At 68.0% G+C, this 22,956-nt stretch carries 22 protein-coding genes; all 22 read left to right on the forward strand.

Going from position 1 to position 22,956, the window contains the following annotated elements; genetic code table 11:
- Positions 1 to 90 precede the first annotated feature (90 nt).
- The 22 genes from flgB to CEK69_RS13605 all read left to right on the forward strand — a co-directional run bounded on the left by flgB (position 91) and on the right by CEK69_RS13605 (position 22,818).
- Positions 91 to 489 (forward strand): flagellar basal body rod protein FlgB, encoded by a 399-nt coding sequence (gene flgB / locus CEK69_RS13500; protein ID WP_017908569.1) that lies wholly within the window; start codon positions 91 to 93, stop codon positions 487 to 489.
- 2 nt (positions 490 to 491) lie between these two features.
- Positions 492 to 899, forward strand: coding sequence for a flagellar basal body rod protein FlgC (flgC, locus tag CEK69_RS13505; RefSeq protein ID WP_017908570.1), 408 nt, complete (start codon positions 492 to 494; stop codon positions 897 to 899).
- A gap of 41 nt (positions 900 to 940) precedes the next feature.
- Positions 941 to 1,615 (forward strand): flagellar hook capping FlgD N-terminal domain-containing protein, encoded by a 675-nt coding sequence (locus CEK69_RS13510; RefSeq protein ID WP_152246124.1) that lies wholly within the window; start codon positions 941 to 943, stop codon positions 1,613 to 1,615.
- A 30-nt stretch (positions 1,616 to 1,645) separates the two neighbouring features.
- Positions 1,646 to 2,869, forward strand: coding sequence for a flagellar hook protein FlgE (gene flgE / locus CEK69_RS13515; RefSeq protein WP_152246126.1), 1,224 nt, complete (start codon positions 1,646 to 1,648; stop codon positions 2,867 to 2,869).
- Positions 2,870 to 2,975: 106 nt separating this feature from the next.
- On the forward strand, positions 2,976 to 3,731 hold the full coding sequence (locus CEK69_RS13520; RefSeq protein ID WP_017908573.1) for a flagellar basal body rod protein FlgF: 756 nt from the start codon (positions 2,976 to 2,978) through the stop codon (positions 3,729 to 3,731).
- A 102-nt stretch (positions 3,732 to 3,833) separates the two neighbouring features.
- Positions 3,834 to 4,619 carry a flagellar basal-body rod protein FlgG gene (gene flgG / locus CEK69_RS13525; protein WP_017908574.1) on the forward strand — a complete coding sequence of 262 codons (786 nt, stop codon included), beginning with the start codon at positions 3,834 to 3,836 and terminating at the stop codon, positions 4,617 to 4,619.
- A 23-nt stretch (positions 4,620 to 4,642) separates the two neighbouring features.
- Positions 4,643 to 5,344 carry a flagellar basal body L-ring protein FlgH gene (flgH, locus tag CEK69_RS13530; protein WP_017908575.1) on the forward strand — a complete coding sequence of 234 codons (702 nt, stop codon included), beginning with the start codon at positions 4,643 to 4,645 and terminating at the stop codon, positions 5,342 to 5,344.
- 8 nt (positions 5,345 to 5,352) lie between these two features.
- Positions 5,353 to 6,471: a flagellar basal body P-ring protein FlgI gene (locus CEK69_RS13535; RefSeq protein WP_017912877.1), complete on the forward strand. Its 1,119-nt coding sequence runs from the start codon at positions 5,353 to 5,355 to the stop codon at positions 6,469 to 6,471.
- Position 6,472: 1 nt separating this feature from the next.
- Positions 6,473 to 7,681: a flagellar assembly peptidoglycan hydrolase FlgJ gene (gene flgJ / locus CEK69_RS13540; protein WP_152236877.1), complete on the forward strand. Its 1,209-nt coding sequence runs from the start codon at positions 6,473 to 6,475 to the stop codon at positions 7,679 to 7,681.
- 11 nt (positions 7,682 to 7,692) lie between these two features.
- Positions 7,693 to 9,567 (forward strand): flagellar hook-associated protein FlgK, encoded by a 1,875-nt coding sequence (gene flgK / locus CEK69_RS13545; protein WP_150411396.1) that lies wholly within the window; start codon positions 7,693 to 7,695, stop codon positions 9,565 to 9,567.
- Positions 9,564 to 10,769, forward strand: coding sequence for a flagellar hook-associated protein FlgL (gene flgL / locus CEK69_RS13550; protein ID WP_017915411.1), 1,206 nt, complete (start codon positions 9,564 to 9,566; stop codon positions 10,767 to 10,769). Before flgK ends, flgL begins: the two co-directional genes overlap by 4 nt.
- A 332-nt stretch (positions 10,770 to 11,101) precedes the next feature.
- Positions 11,102 to 12,286 (forward strand): flagellin, encoded by a 1,185-nt coding sequence (locus CEK69_RS13555; RefSeq protein ID WP_043091972.1) that lies wholly within the window; start codon positions 11,102 to 11,104, stop codon positions 12,284 to 12,286.
- Positions 12,287 to 13,115: 829 nt separating this feature from the next.
- Positions 13,116 to 14,300, forward strand: coding sequence for a flagellin (locus tag CEK69_RS13560; protein ID WP_152246128.1), 1,185 nt, complete (start codon positions 13,116 to 13,118; stop codon positions 14,298 to 14,300).
- Between the two features lie 97 nt (positions 14,301 to 14,397).
- The gene (locus CEK69_RS13565; RefSeq protein WP_148829021.1) at positions 14,398 to 15,582 is read left to right on the forward strand and encodes a flagellin; all 1,185 of its coding nucleotides are present in this window, start codon (positions 14,398 to 14,400) and stop codon (positions 15,580 to 15,582) included.
- A gap of 200 nt (positions 15,583 to 15,782) precedes the next feature.
- On the forward strand, positions 15,783 to 17,105 hold the full coding sequence (fliD, locus tag CEK69_RS13570; RefSeq protein WP_043091362.1) for a flagellar filament capping protein FliD: 1,323 nt from the start codon (positions 15,783 to 15,785) through the stop codon (positions 17,103 to 17,105).
- 146 nt (positions 17,106 to 17,251) lie between these two features.
- Complete coding sequence (fliS, locus tag CEK69_RS13575; RefSeq protein ID WP_010341674.1) at positions 17,252 to 17,671, forward strand: flagellar export chaperone FliS; 420 nt, start codon at positions 17,252 to 17,254, stop codon at positions 17,669 to 17,671.
- Positions 17,668 to 17,967: a hypothetical protein gene (locus tag CEK69_RS13580; protein ID WP_150411152.1), complete on the forward strand. Its 300-nt coding sequence runs from the start codon at positions 17,668 to 17,670 to the stop codon at positions 17,965 to 17,967. Before fliS ends, CEK69_RS13580 begins: the two co-directional genes overlap by 4 nt.
- Positions 17,964 to 18,542: a PilZ domain-containing protein gene (locus CEK69_RS13585; RefSeq protein ID WP_152246130.1), complete on the forward strand. Its 579-nt coding sequence runs from the start codon at positions 17,964 to 17,966 to the stop codon at positions 18,540 to 18,542. The genes CEK69_RS13580 and CEK69_RS13585 overlap by 4 nt, the downstream gene beginning before the upstream one ends.
- A 92-nt stretch (positions 18,543 to 18,634) precedes the next feature.
- Entirely contained in the window at positions 18,635 to 19,267 is a 633-nt protein-coding gene (locus CEK69_RS13590; RefSeq protein WP_017908534.1) for a response regulator transcription factor, read from the forward strand.
- Between the two features lie 267 nt (positions 19,268 to 19,534).
- Complete coding sequence (rpoN, locus tag CEK69_RS13595; RefSeq protein WP_152246132.1) at positions 19,535 to 20,938, forward strand: RNA polymerase factor sigma-54; 1,404 nt, start codon at positions 19,535 to 19,537, stop codon at positions 20,936 to 20,938.
- A gap of 15 nt (positions 20,939 to 20,953) precedes the next feature.
- Entirely contained in the window at positions 20,954 to 21,337 is a 384-nt protein-coding gene (locus CEK69_RS13600; protein ID WP_010341669.1) for a response regulator transcription factor, read from the forward strand.
- Positions 21,334 to 22,818 (forward strand): sigma-54 dependent transcriptional regulator, encoded by a 1,485-nt coding sequence (locus CEK69_RS13605; RefSeq protein ID WP_017916430.1) that lies wholly within the window; start codon positions 21,334 to 21,336, stop codon positions 22,816 to 22,818. The genes CEK69_RS13600 and CEK69_RS13605 overlap by 4 nt, the downstream gene beginning before the upstream one ends.
- Positions 22,819 to 22,956 lie beyond the last annotated feature (138 nt).

Genomic DNA, 22,956 nt, shown 5'->3' on the forward strand with positions numbered 1-22,956 from the left:
CCCGAGGCCCCCCTGATCTCACGGGCCCCCGCGCCCGCCTTTGGCACACGCCTTGCCTGTGGTTTCGGCAACGAACCGCGGGATCGTGCCATGTCCAATCCGATCACAGCCTACTTCGGCGTCCATGGCGACGCCCTGCCACTGCGCGAGCAGCGCATGAAGCTGATCGCCAGCAACCTCAGCAACGTCGACACGCCCGGGTACAAGGCCCAGGACCTGGATTTCGACGCGGCGATGCGTGCCGCGCAGGGACAGCGCGAAGGCACCCAGCTCGCGGTCGACGACAGCCGCCACATCGCGGTCGGCGGCGATGGGCTGAATCCGTTCCAGATCACCCGGGCCGCCAGCCAGCCCAGCATGGACGGCAACACGGTGGATCCGGACGCCGAACGCGCCGCCTACGGCCGCGCCGCGCTGGAGTACCGCGCCTCGCTGAGCTTCCTCGAATCCAAGGTGCGCAGCATGCTCACCGCGATCACGGGCCAATAAGCATGAGCAACCTGCCGATCTTCGACGTCGCCGGCTCCGCGCTGCAGGCGCAGTCGGTGCGCATGAGCACCATCGCCAGCAACCTGTCCAACGCCGATTCGGTGGCCGGTTCGGCGGAGGCGGCCTACAAGCCGATCGAGCCGATCTTCCAGGCCGTGCGCAACCCGCACGACAGCAGCCTGACCTCGGTCAACGTCAAGGAAATCGCCCAGACCAACGCACCGCCGATCAAGCGCTACGAACCCGGCCATCCGCTTGCCGACGCCGAGGGCTACATCTATTCGCCCGATGTGGACCCGGTCTCGCAGATGGTCAACCTGATCTCCGCCTCGCGCAATTACCAGGCCGGCGTGGAGGTGCTCAACACCGCCAAGGAACTGGCGCTGGCCACTCTGACCATGGGCCGCTGATCCGCCCTCCTTCCGCCGCGTCACGTCCCAGGACCGCTTCCATGAGCAGCGTCACCACCTCCACCGACACCTATTCCAGCCTGGGCCTGAGCGCCTCGGCCAACACCAGCACCACCAAGAACAAGGCGCTGCAGCAGGCGGACTTCCTGAAGCTGATGACCGAGCAGCTGCAGCACCAGGATCCGCTCAAGCCGATGGACAACAGCCAGATGGTCGCGCAGATGGCGCAGCTGTCCACGGTGCAGGGCATCGGCGACCTCAACAAGACCGTCACCGCGCTGTCCTCGTCGATGAGCACCGACCAGGTGCTGCGCGGCGCCAACCTGATCGGCCACAAGGTGCTGGTGCCGTCGGCGACGCTGCCGCTGGGCGCCGAGGGCAACACCGGCGGCCTGGTCGCGGCCAAGGCCGCCGGCGTGGTCGATGTCACCGTCAGCGACGCCACCGGCCAGCCGATCAAGAAGATCAGCCTCACCGCGGACAAGGCCGGCCAGCTCGATTTCGCCTGGGACGGCACCGACGCCAGCGGCAAGCGCATGCCGGCCGGCAGCTACAGCATCACCGCTGGGCAGACCGATACCCAGGGCAACCAACTGTCCCTGTCCACCTACGTCCAGGCGCCGGTCGAGAGCGCCATCATCGGATCGGACGGCATCTATCTCGATCTGACCGGGCTCGGCACCACGCCGCTGACCAACGTCCTCCGCGTCAGCTAACGCCACGCCGACAATCCACAGGAGTCCACCATGGGTTTCAATACATCGCTGTCCGGCCTCAGGGCGGCCAATACCGACCTCAACGTCACCGCCAACAACATCGCCAACGCCAACACCACCGGCTTCAAGGGCTCGCGCGCCGAGTTCGCCGACCAGTTCACGCTCAACGGCTACGGCCTGGCGCGCAACGCGGTGGGGTCGGGCGTGCGCGTCAGCAACGTCGCCCAGCAGTTCTCGCAGGGCACCATCGATCCGACCGGGCGCAGCCTGGACCTGGCCATTTCCGGCTCCGGCTTCTTCACCCTCTCCAACAACGGCGCCCGCGTGTATTCGCGCGCCGGCAACTTCCAGACCGACGCCAACGGCTATGTGGTCAATCCGCAGGGCGCGCGGCTGCAGGTGTTCCCGCCGGCGAGCAACGGCAACGGCTTCGCCGCCGGCACCCTGACCGACCTGCAGCTGCTGACCACCGACAGCCCGCCCAAGCAGACCAGCACGGTCAACCTGACCTTCACCCTGCCCGGCAACACCCAGCCGCCGACGGTGACCACGTTCGATCCGAACGACGCCAACAGCTACAACAACTCCAGCGGCGGCACCACGGTGTACGACTCGCTGGGCGTGGCCCACGTGCAAACCTCGTACTTCGTCAAGACCTCCACGCCCAACCAGTGGACCGTCTACAACTACGTGGACGGCGTCGCCGCCGGCGGTGCCAGCACGCTGCAGTTCTCCAACAGCGGCGCGCTGGTCAGCCCGGCCGACGGCAAGATCGCGCTGGGCACCTTCACGCCCTCCACCGGCGCCGGCACCCTCTCGCTGAACTTGAATGTGTTCGGGTCCACCCAGTACGGCGAAGCCTTCGCCCTGCGCGGCGCGACCCAGGACGGCTACGCCAGCGGCAAGCTCAACTCGATCAGCATCGACGAGAAGGGCATCGTCTACGCGCGCTACTCCAACAACGCCGACAAGGCGCTGGGCCAGATCGCGGTGACCAACTTCGTCAATCCGCAGGGCCTGAGTTCGCTCGGCGACAACGCCTGGGCGGAAAGCTCGGCCTCGGGCATCGCCCGCACCGGCTCGCCTGCGACCTCGGACTTCGGCAGCGTGCAGTCCGGCGCACTGGAATCCTCGACCGTCGACCTGACCGAGCAGTTGGTCAACATGATCGTGGCCCAGCGCAACTTCCAGGCGAACTCGCAGGTGATCTCGACCCAGGATCAGGTCACGCAGACCATCATCAATATGCGTTGATGACCGCCGGGAATCGGGAACGGGGAATCGGGAATCGTAAACGCGGTTCCCGCCACCGACCTCCCGCTTTCCGCCATTCCCGATTCCCCATTCCCGGTTCCCTCCAATGGACAAAGCCCTCTACGTCGCCATGACCGGCGCCCGCGCGTCGCTGCAGGCGCAGGCCACCGTGTCGCACAACCTGGCCAACGTCGAGACCTCCGGGTTCAAGGCGGCGCTGGCCAATACCGAGGCCTATCGGATTCCTGGCGCCGGTTATCCGTCGCGGATCGATGCGCTGCACATCGACCAGGGCTTCAACCGCGACGTCGGCGCGCAGCACCAGACCGGCAATCCACTGGATCTGTCGCTGGATGCCGATCGCTGGCTGGCGGTGCAGTCCGCCGACGGCAAGGAGGCCTATACGCGCGGCGGCGAATTGGCGCTGACCCCGAACGGCCAGCTGGTCACCGCCAGCGGCCATGCGGTGCTCGACGACCAGGGCAATCCGGTGGCGATTCCGCCGCACCAGTCGCTGGAGATCGGCAACGACGGCACGGTGTCGATCGTGCCGCTGGGCGAAGCGCCCACCGCGATGAGCACCATCGCCACGCTGAAGGTGGTGCAGGCGCCGGCGGACCAGCTCACGCGCCGGCCCGACGGCCTGATGCGCAACGTCAGCGACGATCCGGCCAAGGCCTTTGCGCCGGCCACCGGCAATTCGCTGCGAACCGGGGTACTCGAGGGCAGCAACGTCGATGCCGCCGGCGCGCTGGTGCAGATGATCCAGTTGCAGCGCCAGTTCGAAATGCAGGTGAAGGTCATCAAGAACGGCGACGAGAACGCGCAGTCGGCCAACACCCTGCTGCGTCTGAACGGCTAAGGCACGCCGCGGCGCCAGCGGCGCCGGTTTGGCACGGCACGTGCATCACTCCCTGCGCCCCCGGCGCGTCGTGCCGGGGCCACCATCAGAGGAACTCGGGTCATGAATCAGGCTTTGTGGGTCGCCAAGACCGGACTGGATGCGCAGCAGACGCGCATGTCGGTCGTCTCCAACAACCTGGCCAACACCAACACCACCGGTTTCAAGCGCGACCGCGCCAACTTCGAGGATCTGCTGTACCAACAGCTGCGGCAGCCCGGCGGCGCCAGCTCCTCGCAGACGCAGCTGCCCTCGGGCCTGCAGGTGGGTACCGGCGTGCGCGTGGTCGCCACCGCCAAGGATTTCGAGCAGGGCAGCCAGCAGCAGACCGATCGCGCCCTGGACGTGATGGTCAACGGCCGCGGCTTCTTCGAAGTGCAGATGCCGGACGGCACCTCGGCCTACACCCGCGACGGCAGCTTCCAGATCGATGCGCAGGGCCAACTGGTCACCAACAGTGGCTACCCGATCCAGCCGGGCATCCAGATCCCGGAAGGCGCGCAGTCGGTGACCATCGGCTCCGACGGCACGGTGAGCGTGCAAGTCGCCGGTACCGCTGCGGCGCTGCAGGTCGGCGCGCTGACCCTGACCGACTTCATCAATCCCTCCGGCCTGCAGGCCCAGGGCCAGAACCTGTACGTGGAAACCGCCGCCTCCGGGCCGGCGACGAACGGCACGCCCGGTCTCAACGGCCTCGGCAAGATCGCGCAGGGCGCGCTGGAAGGCAGCAACGTCAATGTGGTGGAAGAGCTGGTGAGCATGATCGAGACCCAGCGCGCCTACGAGATGAACGCCAAAGCCATCTCCACCACCGACTCGATGCTCGGCTATCTGAACAACAACGTCTGATCCCCTCGCCTCCGGAATCCGCCATGTCGCGCCTGTCCTCTCTCTCCTTCTCCGCCGCGCTGCTGCTGCCGGTCCTGCTCGGCGGTTGCGCCGGTCTGGGCGTGGCCGCCGGCGACGTGCGTCCGTACGCGCCGATGGCGCCGATCGTGCCGGTGATGGCGCCGCAGGCGCAGCCGACCGCGGGTGCGATCTACGCCGCCGGCCCCGGCCTGCAGCTGTACTCCGATCGTCGCGCCCGCGACGTCGGCGACCTGCTGACCATCACCCTGGTCGAAAGCACCAACGCCAGCAGCACCGCCAACACCAGCATCAGCAAAAAGGATGCGGTGACCATGGCCACGCCGACCCTGCTGGGCGCGCCGCTCACCGTCAACGGCACCAACATCCTCAACAACTCCACCAGCGGCGACCGCAGCTTCGCCGGCAAGGGCAACACCGCGCAGAGCAACACCATGCAGGGCAGCATCACCGTGACCGTGATGCAGCGCCTGCCCAACGGCAACCTGGTGATCCAGGGCCAGAAGAACCTGCGCCTGAACCAGGGCGACGAACTGGTGCAGGTGCAGGGCGTGGTCCGCGCCGCCGACATCGCCCCGGACAACACCATCCCCTCCAGCAAGGTGGCCGAAGCCCGCATCGCCTACGGCGGCCGCGGCGCGGTCGCGCAGTCCAATGCGATGGGCTGGCTGAGCCGCTTCTTCAACTCGCGCATCTCGCCGTACTGAGGCCCGCCATGACTCTCCTGTCCCTGCCCTGCCGCCTGCTCGCCGCCGTCGCCCTGTGCGCCGGCCTGGCCGCGCCGGCCGCGGCCGAACGCATCAAGGACCTGGCCCAGGTCGGCGGCGTGCGCAACAACGCGCTGGTCGGCTACGGCCTGGTCGTCGGCCTGGACGGCAGCGGCGACCGCACCAGCCAGGCGCCCTTCACCGTGCAGAGCTTGAAGAACATGCTCGGCGAGCTGGGCGTCAACGTGCCGGCCAACGTCAACCCGCAGTTGAAGAACGTGGCCGCGGTGGCGATCAGCGCGCAGCTGCCGGCGTTCGCCAAGCCGGGCCAGACCATCGACATCACCGTCTCCTCGATCGGCAACGCCATCTCGCTGCGCGGCGGCACCCTGCTGATGGCGCCGCTGAAAGGCGCCGACGGCCAGGTCTATGCGGTGGCCCAGGGCAATCTGGTGGTCGGCGGCTTCGGCGCGCAGGGCAAGGACGGTTCGCGGATCTCGGTGAACGTGCCCAGCGTCGGCCTGATCCCCAACGGCGCGACGGTGGAACGTGCGCTGCCGGACGTGTTCGGCAACACCGGCGAGATCACCCTGAACCTGCACCAGCCCGATTTCACCACCGTCTCGCGCATGGTCTCGGCGCTGGAAAGCACCTTCGGCCCCGGCAGCGCGCATGCGGTGGACGGGTCCACCGTGGCGGTGCGTTCGCCCACCGACCAGAGCGCGCGGATCGGCCTGCTGGCAAGGATCGAGAACGTCGAGCTGTCGCCGGGTGCGGCACCGGCCAAGGTGGTGGTCAACGCCCGCACCGGCACGGTGGTGATCGGCTCGCAGGTCCGGGTCAGCCCGGCGGCGATCTCGCACGGCTCGCTGACGGTGACCATCAGCGAAGGCACCCAGGTCAGCCAGCCGAATGCGCTGAGCGGCGGCCAGACCGTGGCCACGCCCAAGTCCACCATCACCGCCACCAACGAAGGCAGCCGCATGTTCAAGTTCGAGGGCGGCACCTCGCTGGATCAGATCGTGCGGGCGGTCAACGAGGTCGGCGCCGCGCCTGGCGACCTGATCGCGATTCTGGAAGCGCTCAAGCAGGCCGGTGCCCTGAGCGCGGAGCTGGAGGTGATCTGACATGCGTATCTCGGCCGCTCCCTTCGACCTGCACGCCTCTACCCAGAACGATCCGGCCAAGATCGACAAGGTCTCGCGCCAGCTCGAAGGGCAGTTCGCCAACATGCTGGTCAAAAGCATGCGCGAGGCCAGTTTCGGCAATTCGCTGTTCCCCGGCGAGAACCAGACCTTCCGCGACATGTACGACCAGCAGCTCGCCAAGGGCCTGACCGACGGCAAGGGGCTGGGCCTGGCGGCGATGATCTCCAAGCAGCTCGGTGGCGGCCAGCCGGCGGCGACCACGCCGGCCAATACCTCGCTGGGCGCGGCCAAGGCGGCCAAGGCCTACTCGCTGGTGTCCGGCCAGTCCGGCAACGGCCCGATGGCGCTGCAGGGCGAGGCCGCGCTTGCCGCCGGTGCCACGGCCGGCGCCGGCGTCGGCCCGTGGAGCGGCGCCGAGGCGACCGCCGCCCCGCAGCAGCAGGTGCTGGACATGATCGCCGGCCGCGAGAGCAGCGCCATGCACCAGGCCATCGGCAGCAGCCCGGCCGACGGCAGCGCCGGCCTGTCCTGGGCCGGTGCCGACGACCGCTGGTCGAACGTGCAGGCGGCCGCCGACAGCGGCACCGCCATCGATCCCAGCGCCGCCGCGGCCGCCAACGCCGCCGCGGCCAGCCTCGGCGAGCGCACCCCGGAAGGCTTCGTCGCCAAGATCTGGAACCATGCGCAGAAGGCCGCGCAGGAACTGGGCGTGGACGCGCGCGCCCTGGTCGCGCAGGCCGCGCTGGAGACCGGCTGGGGCCGCCGCGGCATTTCCCGCGGCGACGGCGCCAGTTCCAACAACCTGTTCGGGATCAAGGCCACCGGCTGGAACGGCGACCGCGTGACCACCGGCACCCACGAGTACGTGGACGGGGTCAAGCAGTCGCAGACCGCCGATTTCCGTGCCTATTCCTCGCCGGCGGAAAGCTTCGCCGACTACGTGCGCCTGCTGAAGACCAATCCGCGCTACCAGCAGGCGCTGAAGGCCGGCACCGACATCCGCGGCTTCGCCCAGGGCCTGCAGCGCGCCGGCTACGCCACCGACCCCGCCTACGCAGCCAAGATCGCCGCCATCGCCGGCGGCCCGACCATCGGCCGTGCGGTCGCCGCGATCGGCAGCGCCGCCGCCGGCGGCATCGAGCGCGTGCTGGCCAGCACCGTCGATCCGTCCGGCCTCGTGCGCCGTTGAGGTAGCCGTCCATGTCCATACTCTCCACCGGTACCGGCGCCCTGCTCGCCTTCCAGCGGGCCCTGTCCACGGTCAGCCACAACGTCGCCAACATCAATACCGACGGCTACAGCCGGCAGCGGACGACGTTCGCGACCACGGTCCCGAGCCAGTACGGCAGCGAGTTCATCGGCAACGGCACCCAGATCACCGACGTCTCCCGCGTCGCCGACCAGCTGGCGATCTCGCGCCTGTTCGACAGCACCGGCGAAGTCGCCCGGCTGAAGCAGCTCTCCAGCCTGTCCAGCCGCGTCGACGGGCTGTTCTCGGACAAGGCCACCAGCATCGCCGGACAGTGGTCGAACTTCTTCGACGCCACCACCGGCCTGTCCTCCAACGCCTCGGCCAGCGCCAACCGGCAGAACCTGCTGGACGCCGGCAATTCGCTGGTCACCCGCTTCAAGCAGCTCAACGGCCAGCTCGACTCGCTCGGCAGCGAAGTCAACAACGGCCTGCTGGCCGGCACCGCCGAAGCCAACCGCCTGGCCACCGAGATCGCCAAGCTCAACGGCCAGATCGGCTCCAACGCCAATGCCGCCGCACCGGACCTGCTCGATCGCCGCGACCAGATGATCGGCCAGCTCATCGGCTACACCGGCGGCAGCGTCATCCAGCAGGACGGCGGGATGATGAACGTCTACACCTCCGGCGGCCAGGCGATGGTGGTCGGCACCAATGCGTCGACCCTGGTCACCAGTCCCGATCCCTACCAGCCGGAAAAGCTGCAGATCGCGCTGAAGACGCCGGGCGGCTCGACGCCGCTCACCAGCAAGGCGCTGGGCGGGCAGATCGGCGGCTTCCTGGAGTTCCGCAGCAACGTCCTGGATCCGACCAAGGCCGAACTCGGCCGCATCGCCACCGGCGTGGCCAGCAGCTACAACCAGCAGCACCACGCCGGCATGGACCTGTACGGCCAGATGGGCGGCGATTTCTTCAACCTGCCGGCGCCGACCGTGGACGGCAACAGCGCCAACACCGGCACCGCGGCGTTCACCGCCAACGTCAGCGACTTGAGCAAGCTCGACGGGCAGAACCTGCTGCTGACCTACAACGGCACCGCCTGGAGCGCCAGCCGCGCCGACACCGGCGCCAGCGTCCCGATGAGCGGCTCCGGCACCAACGCCGATCCGTTCGTGGTCAACGGCGTGACCCTGCAGGTCTCCGGCACCGCCGCCAGCGGCGACAAGTTCCTGCTGCAGCCCACCGCCAATGCCATCAGCAAGCTGTCCGTGGCCATCAGCGACCCCTCGCGCATCGCCGCGGCGACGCCGATCCAGGCCAGCGCCACGCTCAGCAACCAGGGCACCGGCAAGGTCAGCAACGTCGCCGCGACCAACGCCAGCAATGCCAACCTGCTGACGCCGGCGAACATCGCCTTCATCGATTCCACCCATTACTCGATCAACGGCGGCGCGCCGCAGACCTACACCGCCGGCCAGACCATCAGCGCCAACGGCTGGAGCCTGACCATGGACGGCGTCCCGTCCGCCGGCGACAGCTTCGCGGTGGGCCCGACCGGGGTCGGCTCGAGCAACAACGGCAACGCCCTGCTGCTGTCCAACCTGGACGATGCCAAGGCCTTCAACGGCGGCACCATCACCCTCAACGGTGCGGTGGCCGGCCTGACCACCACGGTCGGCTCGGCGGCGCGCCAGGCCAAGTACGCGGCCGATGCGCAGGACGTGATCCAGAGCAGCGCCCAGGACGCGCGCGACTCGCTGTCCGGCGTCAACCTCGACGAGGAAGCGGCGGACATGTTGCGGCTGCAGCAGGCCTACCAGGCGGCCTCGCGCCTGATCTCCACCGCCGACACCCTGTTCCAGTCCATCCTGAGCGCGGTCCGATGAGCAATCGCATCTCCAGCGGCATGATCTTCAATCAGTCGCTCAATACCATGCTCGGCAAGCAGGCGACGATCTCGCACCTGCAGCAACAGCTCTCCACCGGTCAGCGCATCGTCAGTGCGGCCGACGATCCGGTCGCCGCGGGCACCGCGGTCAGCCTGGACCGCACGGTGGCCGCGCTGGCGCGCTTCGGCGACAACGCCAACAACGTGCAGAACCGGCTCAACCTGCAGGAAAACTCGCTGGCGCAGGCCGGCGACCTGATGGCGCGGGTCAAGGATCTGACGGTGGAAGCCAATAGTTCGGCGCTGACCACGCCCGACCGCAAGGCCATCGCCGCGGAGCTGAAGACCCTGCACGACAGCCTGCTGAGCCTGTCCAACAGCACCGACGGCTCCGGCCGCTACCTGTTCGGCGGCACCGCCGACGATGCGGCCCCGTTCGCCGTGGTCTCGGGCAACGTGGTCTACAGCGGCAACCAGACCCAGCGCAGCGTGGAAGTGGCACCGGACACCAAGGTCTCCGACACCCTGCCCGGCAGCGAGATCTTCATGCGCGTGCCCACCGGCGACGGCACCGTGGACGCGCATGCGGCCGCCGGCAACACCGGCACCGGCCTGCTGCTGGATTTCAGCCGCGACGGCTCCGGCAGCGCCTGGAACGGCAGCAGCTATAGTGTCGTGTTCACCGCCGCCACCACCTACGAGGTGCGCGACAGCAGTGGCGCGGTGGTCAATACAGGCACCTATGCCGCCGGCGAGAGCATCGGCCTGCCCGGCTTGAAGATGCGCGTGGACGGCGCCCCCGCCGCCGGCGACAGCTTCCAGATCGGCGCCTCGACCACCAAGGACGTGTTCTCCACCATCAGCAACCTGGTCAACCTGCTCAACACCGATCCGATCACCCCGGCCGCCAAGGCTGCCCTGCAGAATGGTCTGCAGTCGTCGATGCGCGACATCACCCAGGCCTCGTCGAAGATGATCGACGCGCGCGCCGCCGGCGGCGCCCAGCTCGCGGCGATCGACAACGCCACCGACCTGCGCGCCTCCAACGACGTCACCCTGAAGACCACCCTGTCCTCGCTGCGCGACCTCGACTACGCCCAGGCGATCTCCCAGTACCAACTGGAACAGTCGGCGCTGAAAGCGGCACAGACCATCTTTACCCAGATGCAAAGGATGTCGCTGTTCGACCGGCTCGGCTGATCGGCGATATACCGGATATACAGAAAGGCCCGGAGCGCGGCGACGCTTCCGGGCCTTTCGCGTTATACAAAGATCGTCATCGCCGCTGGATAGGTAGACAACGCGCAGGCAGCCCTAAAGTTTGCCGAAGTGCGGCCGAGAAAGGCTCTCCGCGGTGTTCCTGGTGTTTTGCGCATCGCCGGAACGGCAAATTTTCTGCAGTAAATCGCTAAAGGTTGCGAGCCCGTCGCCGTTACTTATATCACCAGCCGCACTGGCCAAATTGATGGCCCCCTGCGGAGACTCCAGGCACCAACCGGTTGCCGGACAAATCGCTTAGAGGAGATATCAAAATGGCACAGGTCATCAATACCAACGTAATGTCGCTGAACGCTCAGCGGAACCTCAACACCACCAGCGCCAGCCTGGCGACGACGATCCAGCGCCTGTCCTCGGGCCTGCGCATCAACAGCGCCAAGGACGACGCGGCCGGTCTGGCGATCTCCGAGCGCTTCACCACCCAGATCCGTGGTCTGGATGTGGCCTCGCGCAACGCCAACGACGGCATCTCGCTGGCGCAGACCGCCGAAGGCGCGATGGTCGAAATCGGCAACAACCTGCAGCGTATCCGCGAACTGGCGGTGCAGTCGGCCAACGCCACCAACTCCACCACCGACCGCGGCGCGCTGAACTCGGAAGTCAAGCAGTTGGCCTCGGAAATCGACCGCGTCTCCAGCCAGACCAACTTCAACGGCACCAAGCTGCTGGACGGCTCGTTCTCCGGCGCGCTGTTCCAAGTCGGCGCCGACGCCGGCCAGACCATCGGCATCAACAGCATCGTCAACGCCAGCGCCGCCTCGCTGGGCAAGGCCGGCTTCGCCGCTACCCAGACCACCACCAACGCCCTGGCCTCGGGTACCGCCACCGCCAGCGGCAGCTTCTCCGGCATGTCCGTCAACGGCGTCAGCATCGCCTCGGTCTCGGTGGCCGTCGGCGACGTGGACACCGATGTGGCCAAGAAGATCGCCTCGGCGATCAACGACAAGCTGGCCCAGACCGGCGTGTACGCCTCGGTGGACAGCAGCAACAAGCTGAAGCTGGAATCGGTCAAGGGCGGCCAGGACTTCTCGTTCACCGCGGGCTCGGCCACCGGCGCCACCGGCATCACCTTCGACCAGAGCGGCATCGCCGCCAGCGCCACTGCGGCCGCCGGCACCACCAACTTCCTGAAGGACGTGGACATCTCGACCTTCCAGGGCGCGCAGAAGGCGCTGAGCATCATCGACAACGCGCTGACCTCGGTGAACTCCTCGCGCGCGGACATGGGTGCGATCCAGAACCGCTTCACCTCCACCATCGCCAACCTGAGCTCCACCTCGGAGAACCTGTCGGCCTCGCGCAGCCGCATCCGCGACACCGACTATGCCAAGGAAACCGCCGAGCTGACCCGCACGCAGATCCTGCAGCAGGCCGGCACCGCCATGCTGGCCCAGGCCAAGCAGGCGCCGCAGAGCGTGCTGAGCCTGCTCCAGGGCTAAGCGTCGCCAGCTGCATTGCGCCACCGAGGCCCCTCCGCAAGGAGGGGCCTTTTTTGTTTCCTCTTCCCGCGACGGGCCGTCGCATCCCGGAGGAAGCGCCATCTCCGCGCGTTGCCGGTCCTCGACGCCGAAGGCGAACGCTGCCATGACTGGCAGGGCGACGGCCAGCTGACGGCGTGGCCATGCTATTCGCGGCGATCCCGTGCATGCGACCCGTTATGCGGGATCGACGGGAGACAGCCATGGCCACCGACCGCCTGCGCTGTCGCGCGACACGTGACCAGTGGGCTGGATGGCGGTCAGCAGTTGGCGATGACCGTGGCCGCACTTCAAGATCGCCTGTCATGCGTCATCAACGCAGTGCACGACCTGAAAGCGCGCCGGCATTGCCTACATCGCCGGACAACCGACGCTCCTTCTACTTCATAGTCATGGACGGCCGTAAGGCGATCAGACAGGTAGAGGGAGAGATGGCCAAGCCCTCGCGTCGCGATGCGCTGCGTACCGGCAGGTCAAGCGTTCGCGTCGTCGACGCGACACACGATCGAGAACATCGCGCGCATCGCCCTCGGCGCGATCCAGGCCGCTCTTTCCCCGACTTGTGCAAGACGCCTAAAGTTTGACGAAGCGCGGCCGAAACAAGCCTTTCGCCGCGTTTCTGGTGTCACGCAAATCGCCGAAACGCCAAATTTTCGGCAGTAAATCCCTAAAGGTTGCGCACCGACTGCCGTTACTTATACCAGCAGCGGCACTGGCCAATTGATGGCCCCCTGCGGAGGCTCCAGGCACCAATGGGTTGCCGGACAAATCGCTTAGAGGAGATATCAAAATGGCACAGGTCATCAATACCAACGTAATGTCGCTGAACGCTCAGCGGAACCTCAACACCACCAGCGCCAGCCTGGCGACGACGATCCAGCGCCTGTCCTCGGGCCTGCGCATCAACAGCGCCAAGGACGACGCGGCCGGTCTGGCGATCTCCGAGCGCTTCACCACCCAGATCCGCGGCCTGGACGTGGCCTCGCGCAACGCCAACGACGGCATCTCGCTGGCGCAGACCGCAGAAGGCGCGATGGTCGAAATCGGCAACAACCTGCAGCGTATCCGCGAACTGGCGGTGCAGTCGGCCAATGCGACCAACTCCACCACCGACCGCGGCGCGCTGAACTCGGAAGTCAAGCAGCTGGCCTCGGAAATCGACCGCGTCTCCAGCCAGACCAACTTCAACGGCACCAAGCTGCTGGACGGCTCCTTCTCCGGCGCGCTGTTCCAGGTCGGCGCCGACGCCGGCCAGACCATCGGCATCAACAGCATCGTCAACGCCAGCGCCGCCTCGCTGGGCAAGGCCGGCTTCGCCGCCACCCAGACCACCACCAACGCCCTGGCCTCGGGTACCGCCACCGCCAGCGGCAGCTTCTCCGGCATGGTCGTCAACGGCGTCAGCATCGCCTCGGTCTCGGTGGCCGTCGGCGACGTGGACACCGATGTGGCCAAGAAGATCGCCTCGGCGATCAACGACAAGCTGGCCCAGACCGGCGTGTACGCCTCGCTGGACAGCAGCAACAAGCTGAAGCTGGAATCGGTCAAGGGCGGCCAGGACTTCTCGTTCACCGCGGGCAGCGCCACCGGTGCCACCGGCATCACCTTCGACCAGAGCGGCATCGCCGCCACTGCCACTGCCGCCGCGGGTACCACCAACTTCCTGAAGGACGTGGACATCTCGACCTTCCAGGGCGCGCAGAAGGCGCTGAGCATCATCGACAACGCGCTGACCTCGGTGAACTCCTCGCGCGCGGACATGGGTGCGATCCAGAACCGCTTCACTTCCACCATCGCCAACCTGAGCTCCACCTCCGAGAACCTGTCGGCTTCGCGCAGCCGCATCCGCGACACCGACTACGCCAAGGAAACCGCCGAGCTGACCCGCACGCAGATCCTGCAGCAGGCCGGCACCGCCATGCTGGCTCAGGCCAAGCAGGCGCCGCAGAGCGTGCTGAGCCTGCTCCAGGGCTAAGCGCGCGGCAAGCCGCGACGCACCGCCGAGGGCTTCTACGCCATTAGGAGCCCTCGAGCGGAAACGATATCAAACACGTTAAAACCAAGGCGTACAAATGGCACAGGTCATCAATACCAACGTAATGTCGCTGAACGCTCAGCGGAACCTCAATACCACCAGCGCCAGCCTGGCGACGACGATCCAGCGCCTGTCCTCGGGCCTGCGCATCAACAGCGCCAAGGACGACGCGGCCGGTCTGGCGATCTCCGAGCGCTTCACCACCCAGATCCGCGGCCTGGACGTGGCCTCGCGCAACGCCAACGACGGCATCTCGCTGGCGCAGACCGCCGAAGGCGCGATGGTCGAAATCGGCAACAACCTGCAGCGTATCCGCGAACTGGCGGTGCAGTCGGCCAACGCCACCAACTCCACCACCGACCGTGGCGCGCTGAACTCGGAAGTCAAGCAGCTGGCCTCGGAAATCGACCGCGTCTCCAGCCAGACCAACTTCAACGGCACCAAGCTGCTGGACGGCTCGTTCTCCGGCGCCCTGTTCCAGATCGGTGCCGACGCCGGCCAGACCATCGGCATCAACAGCATCGTCAACGCCAGCGCCGCCGCGCTGGGCAAGGCCGGCTTCGCCGCCACCCAGACCACCACCAACGCCCTGGCCTCGGGTACCGCCACCGCCAGCGGCAGCTTCTCCGGCATGGTCGTCAACGGCGTCAGCATCGCCTCGGTCTCGGTGGCCGTCGGCGACGTGGACACCAGCGTGGCCAAGAAGATCGCCTCGGCGATCAACGACAAGCTGGCTCAGACCGGCGTGTACGCCTCGGTGGACAGCAGCAACAAGCTGAAGCTGGAATCGGTCAAGGGCGGCCAGGACTTCTCGTTCACCGCGGGCTCGGCCACCGGCGCCACCGGCATCACCTTCGACCAGAGCGGCATCGCCGCCACTGCCACTGCCGCCGCGGGTACCACCAACTTCCTGAAGGACGTGGACATCTCGACCTTCCAGGGCGCGCAGAAGGCGCTGAGCATCATCGACAACGCGCTGACCTCGGTGAACTCCTCGCGCGCGGACATGGGTGCGATCCAGAACCGCTTCACCTCCACCATCGCCAACCTGAGCTCCACCTCGGAGAACCTGTCGGCCTCGCGCAGCCGCATCCGCGACACCGACTACGCCAAGGAAACCGCCGAGCTGACCCGCACGCAGATCCTGCAGCAGGCCGGCACCGCCATGCTGGCTCAGGCCAAGCAGGCGCCGCAGAGCGTGCTGAGCCTGCTCCAGGGCTAAGCACGGACGCACCGCAACGCACCACGGGGCCCCTCCGCAAGGAGGGGCCTTTTTTTTGACGCCCTGGATGCGGCACAGGATTTGCATGGCAACGGGGAGCCGTCGCAACGCGCAGGCGCCGCTCAAGAAGCGCTCCCGCGCGCCGATACCCCCCTCAGCCGCTGGCGCACCGCGTGCCGGCCACCTCAAGGACCGCCACCATGTCCACCACTGGAATCGGCTCAGGCCTGGACATTCCCAGCTTCGTCGCCAAACTGGTGGCGAAGGAACGCCAGCCGCAGGAAGACCGGATCAACCGCGACGGTACCGCTTCCAGCGCGCAACTGTCGTCCTTGAGCACGATCAAGAGCGCGCTGTCCAACCTGCAGACGGCGATGAGCACGGTGTCCGACAGCGCCGACAAGGGCGCCTACAAGGCGACCATCGACGACGGCGCCGGCTATACCGCCACCGTGACCTCCAGCGCCAACGCCGGCAAATACGGCATCGAGGTGGTGAAACTGGCGCAGTCGCAGAAACTGACCTCGTCGGCCTACGCCAGCGGCGCCGTCGTCGGTGGCGGCACCCTGACCATCGCCTATGGCAGCACCACGCTCAACATCAACGTCGATGCCGGCAGCAAGCTCAGCGACGTGGCCGCCTTCATCAACAAGGCCGCTAACGGTGCCGGCGTGACCGCCAGCGTGGTCACCGCCGACGATGGCGACCATCTGGTGCTCAACGCGGTCGACACCGGCACCAAGGGCGCCCTGACCATCACCACGTCCGGTGGCGACGGCGGCCTGGCCAAGCTCACCTACCCGCCCGGCAACAACGGCGGGCTGACCCAGACCATCGCTGCCGCCGATGCGGTGGTGAAAGTGGACGGCTTCCAGCGCACCTCCAGCAGCAACACCATCGCCGATCTGGTACCCGGCGTGGCGATCAATCTCACCAAGGCGGTGGCCGGCACCAGCTTCAATCTCAACATCACCAACGACAACACCCCGCTGAAGGCCAATCTGACTGCCCTGGTCAGCGCCTACAACTCCGCCAACAGCGTGCTCAAGTCGTCCAGCGCCTACGACGCCACCAACAAGAAGGCCTCGCCGATGACCGGCGATGCGATGGTGCGCGGCCTGCAGCAGTCGCTGCGCCGGCTGGTCAGCGACAACGTGAGCGGCCTGATGGCGATGGGCGTGACCATCGACAAGGACGGGGTGATGAGCTTCGACAGCGCCAAGTTCGACACCGCGGCGGCCGCCGATCCGTCGGCGGCCAAGACCCTGCTCGGCAACAACGGCAGTTTCGGTACCGGCATGAGCACGCTGCTGAAGAGCAACCTGGACAGCACCAGCGGCACCCTGACCCAGCGCACCAACTCGCTCAACAAGCACATCTCCGACCTGACCGACCAGCTCAGCGATCTCGACAAGCGCATGCAGACCCTGACCGATCAGTACACCGCACGCTTCACCGCAATGAACCAGTTGGTCACCCAGATGCAGAGCGTGAGCGACAGCCTGACCAAGCAGTTCAGCTGACGCGCGCGGCCGCGCGGCTCAAGTCGAGACGCGTGGCGGCCGATAGAAAGAGTATCGACAGTCATTACGGATTGGCCGCAGCAACCGCAGCGTCGCCGCTCACCGGCGCGGCGCGGAGGCCAGCCGATCCACCCGAGGAGTTTTCCATGTACGGTTCCAGCCGCCAGTACGCCGAGCAATATCGCAAGATGGGCATTTCCACCAGCGTCACCGATGCCGATCCGCACAAGCTGGTCGCCATGCTGTTCGCCGGCGCCTGCCAGCGCATCCGCCAGGCCCAGGCCTGCCTCGCGCAGGGCGACCAGGCACGCAAGGGCAAGGCGATCGGCGAGGCCTGCGCCATCGTCGGCCATCTCAACGGCTCGCTCGACCACGAGGCCGGCGGCGAGATCGCCGGCAATCTGTCGGCGCTCTACGACTACGTGATGCACCGGCTGACCGAAGCCAACCTGCACAACGACGACGCCGCGCTGACCGAAGCGCTGGAACTGCTCAGCGAGATCGACGCGGCCTGGGCCGCCATTCCCGCGCAGCAGCGCGAACTGGCCACGGCGAACGCGTCGTGAGCATCCAGCTCGCCGACCTGCACAACGACCTGCACGAGTTGCGCGAGGTCCTGCGTGGCGACGACTACGCGCTGGCACAGGCCATGGTCGCCGACCACGCGCGGCACCTGCAGGCGTATCTGCAGCAGGACGGCGCCGACCGCTCGCGCGAGGCGTTGAAGCCGTTGCTGGCCCTGCAGCAGGCGGTGACCGCGCAGATGCGCATGGAGCGCGACCATGCCGCGGCCTGGCTGCGCAGCAGCCGCCAGTCCAGCCACGCCGCGCGGCTCTACTCGCAGGCCGGACTGCTGGGATGAACACCGGCTCGGACGGCGCGGCGCAGCACCCGGCCGACGCCGAGCTGTTCCACGACACCCTCAGTTGCGAACTGGCGCTGCCCGCGGATTTCCGCCTGGGCAACGGCGCCGGCCGGCTCGCTGCCGGCGAAGCGCTGTTGCGCAGCCTGGCGCAGATCGAGGATCTGCGCGGCGAGGACGGCAGCGACGACCGCAGCGAGTCCACCGCGCAGACCCAGCGGATGGAGGCCAAGCTCGACCTGATGCTGGTGCTGCTGGGCCGGCTGGCCCGCCAGCACGAGGATGCCCTGCCGCTGCGGCCGCTGTGCTGGTCGCGCCGGGGCGTGCGGCTGGAGTTGGGCGCGCGCTCGGGCGCCACGGCCGGCGCCTCCGGCCTGCTGCGCCTGCAGCCCTCGGACTGGCTCCCGGACCACCTGGAACTGCCGGTGCGGGTGCTGGCCGAGGCCGCCACCGCGGGCGTCGTGCAACTTTGGCTACGGTTCGAGACACAGCCGCCGGGCCTGGAAGAGGCCGTGGAACGCCACCTGTTCCGGCTGCACCGCCGGCAGATCGCCGACAGCCGGCGCGCGCGCTGAGCCGGCACACCGCCCCCCCGGACCGCCGCGGCGAGGTTGGCGGCGGCGGGCGGCTCGGCTAATGTGCGGCTCTGAATAGAAGGACCTGCACCGTGCGAGTCATCATCGTCGACGATCACACCCTGGTACGCGCCGGCCTGAGCCGGCTGCTGCAGACGTTTGCGGACGTCGACGTGGTCGCCGAGGCCAGCAACGCGCAACAGGCCGTGGACCTGGCCACCCTGCACCGCCCCGACCTGGTGCTGATGGACCTGTCCCTGCCGGGGCGCAGCGGCCTGGACGCGCTCACCGACGTGCTGCACAGCTCGCCCAAGACCCGGGTGGTGATGATGTCGATGCACGACGACCCGGTGCATGTGCGCGATGCGCTGGACCGCGGCGCCACCGGCTTCGTGGTCAAGGACGCCGCCCCGCTGGAGCTGGAGCTGGCGTTGCGCGCGGCCAGCGCCAACCAGGTGTTCCTGAGCCCGCAGATCTCCTCCAAGATGATCGCGCCGATGCTCGGCCGCGAGCGCCCGGTCGGCATCGCCGCACTGTCGCCGCGGCAGCGCGAGATCCTGCGCCAGATCGGCCGCGGCCAGAGCAACAAGGAAATCGCCTCGGACCTGGGCATCAGCGTCAAGACCGTCGAGACCCACCGCGCGCGGATGATGGAATCGCTGGGCTGCCGCCGCGCCAACGATCTGGTCCTGCTGGCCGCACGCCACCAGGGCGAGCTGAGCTGAACTGGGGACGGCATCCCGACACGGGACATTGGCATGGCGCTTGCCTTAATCGGTCAGCAGGCGTGACGCTTCCGCCGGACCACGCTGCATCAGGCATTTCGCCGTCGACTGTCCGGCGCCCACGCGCCGCATGTCGGGAAATCCCTGACACCCTGTCGGGAATTTGACTACCCTACTCAGGAACACCCCGATTCTGTTACCGTCGGGCGACAAGCACTATGCGTTCCACGGGCGCCAGAGGGTTGGCGCCGAACCGAGGAAGTCCGCATGAAGCCGACCGTTTCCGCCCAACTGGGCCAGCAACTGCATCTGACCCCGCAACTGCTGCAGTCGATCCGGCTGCTGCAGCTCGATGGCATGCAACTGGAACTGGAAATCCGCCGCGCACTGGAGACCAATCCATTGCTCGAGCTGGAAGAGCCCGAGGGCGTGATCGAGCCGGTGGTCAAGCATGAAGACGCCGCGCTGGAAACCGCGGCATTCGACGAACTGCCCGAATCCTCGATGTGGGACATCCCGGCCGCCGGCTGGAACGACGGCGAAGACGACCGCATGCAGCGCATCGCCGCGGGCGAGTCGACCGATCCGCACCTGCGCGTGCTGCAGCGGCTGGCCCTGGAACTGCCGGCGGCGGAACTGGCGGCGGCCGCGTTCTGGCTGGAACACTGCGACGATGCCGGCTACCTGGACGGCCCGCTCGACACCCTGCAGCAACTGGCCAGCGCCCGGCTGGGCCTGTCGGTGGCGCAGGCCGAAGCCGTCCGCCAGCGCCTGCTGCATGGCGACCCGGGCGGCCTCGGCGCCTGCGACCTGCGCGAGTGCCTGCAGGCGCAGCTGAGCGACCTGCCCGGCCGCGTGCCCGGCCGCCACCTGGCCGCGCGCATCCTCGCCGGCGACCTCGACCTGCTCGCCAGCCACGACTACGCCCTGCTCGGTCGCCAGCTCGACGCCGAGACCGACGACGTGCGCGAGGCGGTGCGGCTGATCCTGTCGCTGCAGCCGCGCCCCGGCGACAGCCTGCAGCCGCAGGATCTGGGCCATGTGCTGCCGGACGTGGTCGCCTGGCATGCCGACGGCACCTGGCGGGTGGCGCTGAACCCGGCCACCACCCACCGCGTCACCGTCAACCCGATGCACGAGCGCGCCCTGGCCGAGGCCGGCGACGCCGCGCAACCGCTGCGCGAAATGCTGCAGGAAGCGCGCTGGCTGACCCGCGGCCTGTCGATGCGCTACGAGACCCTGCTGCGCACCACCCGCGCCATCGTCGAGCGCCAGTCGGCGTTCCTGGTCAAGGGCGAGGAAGCGATGGCGCCGCTGACCCTGAAGGAAGTGGCCGAGGCGATCGGCATGCACGAGTCGACCATTTCCCGCATCACCACCGGCAAGTACCTGCAGACCCCGCGCGGCACGTTCGAGCTGAAGCACTTCTTCGCCGTGCGCCTGGAAGGCGCGGCGGTGTCCGGCCAGGCGGTGCGCGCCATGGTCCGGCGCCTGATCGAATCCGAGCCGGCGGGGCGGCCGCTGGCCGACGAGGCCATCGCCGGGCTGCTGTCGCGACAGGGCGTGAACGTGGCACGGCGCACAGTCGCCAAGTATCGTGAACAATTGGACATCGCTCCCGCACGCGAACGCCGCCGCGGCAGCAAACCGCTGCTGGCCCGTGCGGGCTAAGGAAAAACGACGCATATGAACAAACTGTCCGTGCTTCTGGTCGACGACCACGAAGGTTTCATCAACGCCGCCATGCGCCACTTCCGCAAGCTCGACTGGATGGAAGTGATCGGCAGCGCCGCCAATGGCCTGGAGGCCATCGAGCGGTCCGAGTCGTTGCGCCCGCAGGTGGTGCTGATGGACCTGGCCATGCCCGAGATGGGCGGTCTGCAGGCCACGCGCCTGATCAAGACCCAGGATCAGGCGCCCTACATCGTGATCGCCAGCCATTTCGACGATGCCGAGCACCGCGAGCACGCCATGCGCGCCGGTGCCGACAACTTCGTCAGCAAGCTGTCCTACATCCAGGAAGTAATGCCGATCCTGGAGGGGCTTCGGACCGAAGGAGTGCCGGCATGAGCGAATCGCGGATCCTGGTGATCGATGACGACGCGGTGCGCGCGGAGCGGACCGTCAGCCTGCTCGAATTCATGGACCTCAACCCGCGCTGGGTCACCGACGTGGCGGACGTCCAGCCCGGCCGGCATCGGCAGACCGAGTGGATGGCGATCCTGGTCGGCGGGCTCGACGACCAGGACCAGGCCGATGCCTTCTTCGGCTGGGTGGCGCGCAGTTCGCTGCCGCCGCCGGTGCTGCTGCTCAACGGCGATGCGCAGGCCTTCGCGCAGCGCCATGGCCTGCACGAAGCCAACGTGTGGCAGCTGGAAGCGCCGCTGCGCCACGCGCAGCTGGAAACCCTGCTGCGCCGCGCCAGCCTCAAGCGCCTGGATGCCGAGCACCAGGCCGGTGCCGCGCAGGACAACGGCCCGACCGGTACCAGCGCGGCGGTGACCCGCCTGCGCCGGCTGATCGACCAGGTCGCCGCCTTCGACACCACCGTGCTGGTGCTGGGCGAGTCCGGCACCGGCAAGGAAGTGGTGGCGCGGGCGATCCATCAGCAGTCGCCGCGCCGCGACGGTCCGTTCGTGGCGATCAACTGCGGCGCAATTCCGCCGGATCTGCTGGAAAGCGAACTGTTCGGCCACGAAAAGGGTTCGTTCACCGGCGCGCTGAGCGCGCGCAAGGGCCGTTTCGAGATGGCCGAGGGGGGCACCCTGTTGCTCGACGAGATCGGCGACATGAGCCTGCCGATGCAGGTCAAGTTGTTGCGCGTCCTGCAGGAGCGTAGCTTCGAGCGGGTCGGCGGCAACGTCACGATCCGCTGCAACGTGCGGGTGATCGCCGCGACCCACCGCAACCTGGAAGAACGCATCGCCGGCAACCAGTTCCGCGAGGACCTGTTCTACCGGCTCAACGTGTTCCCGATCGAGATGCCGGCGCTGCGCGAACGCAGCGACGACCTGCCGGCGCTGGTGCACACCATCGCCGCGCAACTGGCGCGGACCGGGCGCGGCGAAGTGCGCTTCTCCGAAGAGGCCTTGCAGGCGCTGCGCAGCTACGAGTGGCCGGGCAACGTGCGCGAGCTGACCAATCTGGTCGAGCGCCTGGCGGTGCTGCACCCGGGCGGCCTGGTGCGGGTGCAGGACCTGCCGGCACGCTACCGCGGCGACTTCGCCTCGTCCATCGACGTCTCGGCCCCGCCGGCGCCGATCGCAACGGATCCGCGGCGGGTACCCAACGTGGTCGACCTGCACGTCGGCGGCAAGCCGGGGACGGACGCGGATGCGCCGACCCAGGCCGTGGCGACGCTGCCGGAAAGTGGCCTGGACCTGCGCGGGCACATGGCCAACATCGAGCTGGCGCTGATCAACGAGGCGCTGGAGCGCACCCAGGGCGTGGTCGCGCATGCGGCGCAGCTGCTGGGCCTGCGGCGCACCACCCTGGTCGAGAAGCTGCGCAAGTACGGCATCGACCGCGACCAGACCGAACTGGCGAGCTAACTGGCGAGTTGAGCCGGCGCACGGCGTCGGGTGCGGCCGCACCCGACGCGCCCCTTGTCCCTCGGAACGCCACGCCCTCTTCCCTTTCCCCGCCACCTGCCGGCCCGACGCGGGCGCTGTCGCAGCGTGCGCGCTCGC

The sequence above is a fragment of the Xanthomonas sp. LMG 12462 genome (genome assembly GCF_009192885.1).
GTDB classification, from domain to species: domain Bacteria; phylum Pseudomonadota; class Gammaproteobacteria; order Xanthomonadales; family Xanthomonadaceae; genus Xanthomonas_A; species Xanthomonas_A sontii.

Excerpts from the sequence above, each read along its gene's own strand:
- flgB (WP_017908569.1), top strand. The coding sequence starts at position 91 with ATGTCCAATCCGATCACAGCCTACTTCGGCGTCCATGGCGACGCCCTG.
- flgC (WP_017908570.1), top strand. The coding sequence starts at position 492 with ATGAGCAACCTGCCGATCTTCGACGTCGCCGGCTCCGCGCTGCAGGCG.
- CEK69_RS13510 (WP_152246124.1), top strand. The coding sequence starts at position 941 with ATGAGCAGCGTCACCACCTCCACCGACACCTATTCCAGCCTGGGCCTG.
- flgE (WP_152246126.1), top strand. The coding sequence starts at position 1,646 with ATGGGTTTCAATACATCGCTGTCCGGCCTCAGGGCGGCCAATACCGAC.
- CEK69_RS13520 (WP_017908573.1), top strand. The coding sequence starts at position 2,976 with ATGGACAAAGCCCTCTACGTCGCCATGACCGGCGCCCGCGCGTCGCTG.
- flgG (WP_017908574.1), top strand. The coding sequence starts at position 3,834 with ATGAATCAGGCTTTGTGGGTCGCCAAGACCGGACTGGATGCGCAGCAG.
- flgH (WP_017908575.1), top strand. The coding sequence starts at position 4,643 with ATGTCGCGCCTGTCCTCTCTCTCCTTCTCCGCCGCGCTGCTGCTGCCG.
- CEK69_RS13535 (WP_017912877.1), top strand. The coding sequence starts at position 5,353 with ATGACTCTCCTGTCCCTGCCCTGCCGCCTGCTCGCCGCCGTCGCCCTG.
- flgJ (WP_152236877.1), top strand. The coding sequence starts at position 6,473 with ATGCGTATCTCGGCCGCTCCCTTCGACCTGCACGCCTCTACCCAGAAC.
- flgK (WP_150411396.1), top strand. The coding sequence starts at position 7,693 with ATGTCCATACTCTCCACCGGTACCGGCGCCCTGCTCGCCTTCCAGCGG.
- flgL (WP_017915411.1), top strand. The coding sequence starts at position 9,564 with ATGAGCAATCGCATCTCCAGCGGCATGATCTTCAATCAGTCGCTCAAT.
- CEK69_RS13555 (WP_043091972.1), top strand. The coding sequence starts at position 11,102 with ATGGCACAGGTCATCAATACCAACGTAATGTCGCTGAACGCTCAGCGG.
- CEK69_RS13560 (WP_152246128.1), top strand. The coding sequence starts at position 13,116 with ATGGCACAGGTCATCAATACCAACGTAATGTCGCTGAACGCTCAGCGG.
- CEK69_RS13565 (WP_148829021.1), top strand. The coding sequence starts at position 14,398 with ATGGCACAGGTCATCAATACCAACGTAATGTCGCTGAACGCTCAGCGG.
- fliD (WP_043091362.1), top strand. The coding sequence starts at position 15,783 with ATGTCCACCACTGGAATCGGCTCAGGCCTGGACATTCCCAGCTTCGTC.
- fliS (WP_010341674.1), top strand. The coding sequence starts at position 17,252 with ATGTACGGTTCCAGCCGCCAGTACGCCGAGCAATATCGCAAGATGGGC.
- CEK69_RS13585 (WP_152246130.1), top strand. The coding sequence starts at position 17,964 with ATGAACACCGGCTCGGACGGCGCGGCGCAGCACCCGGCCGACGCCGAG.
- rpoN (WP_152246132.1), top strand. The coding sequence starts at position 19,535 with ATGAAGCCGACCGTTTCCGCCCAACTGGGCCAGCAACTGCATCTGACC.
- CEK69_RS13600 (WP_010341669.1), top strand. The coding sequence starts at position 20,954 with ATGAACAAACTGTCCGTGCTTCTGGTCGACGACCACGAAGGTTTCATC.
- CEK69_RS13605 (WP_017916430.1), top strand. The coding sequence starts at position 21,334 with ATGAGCGAATCGCGGATCCTGGTGATCGATGACGACGCGGTGCGCGCG.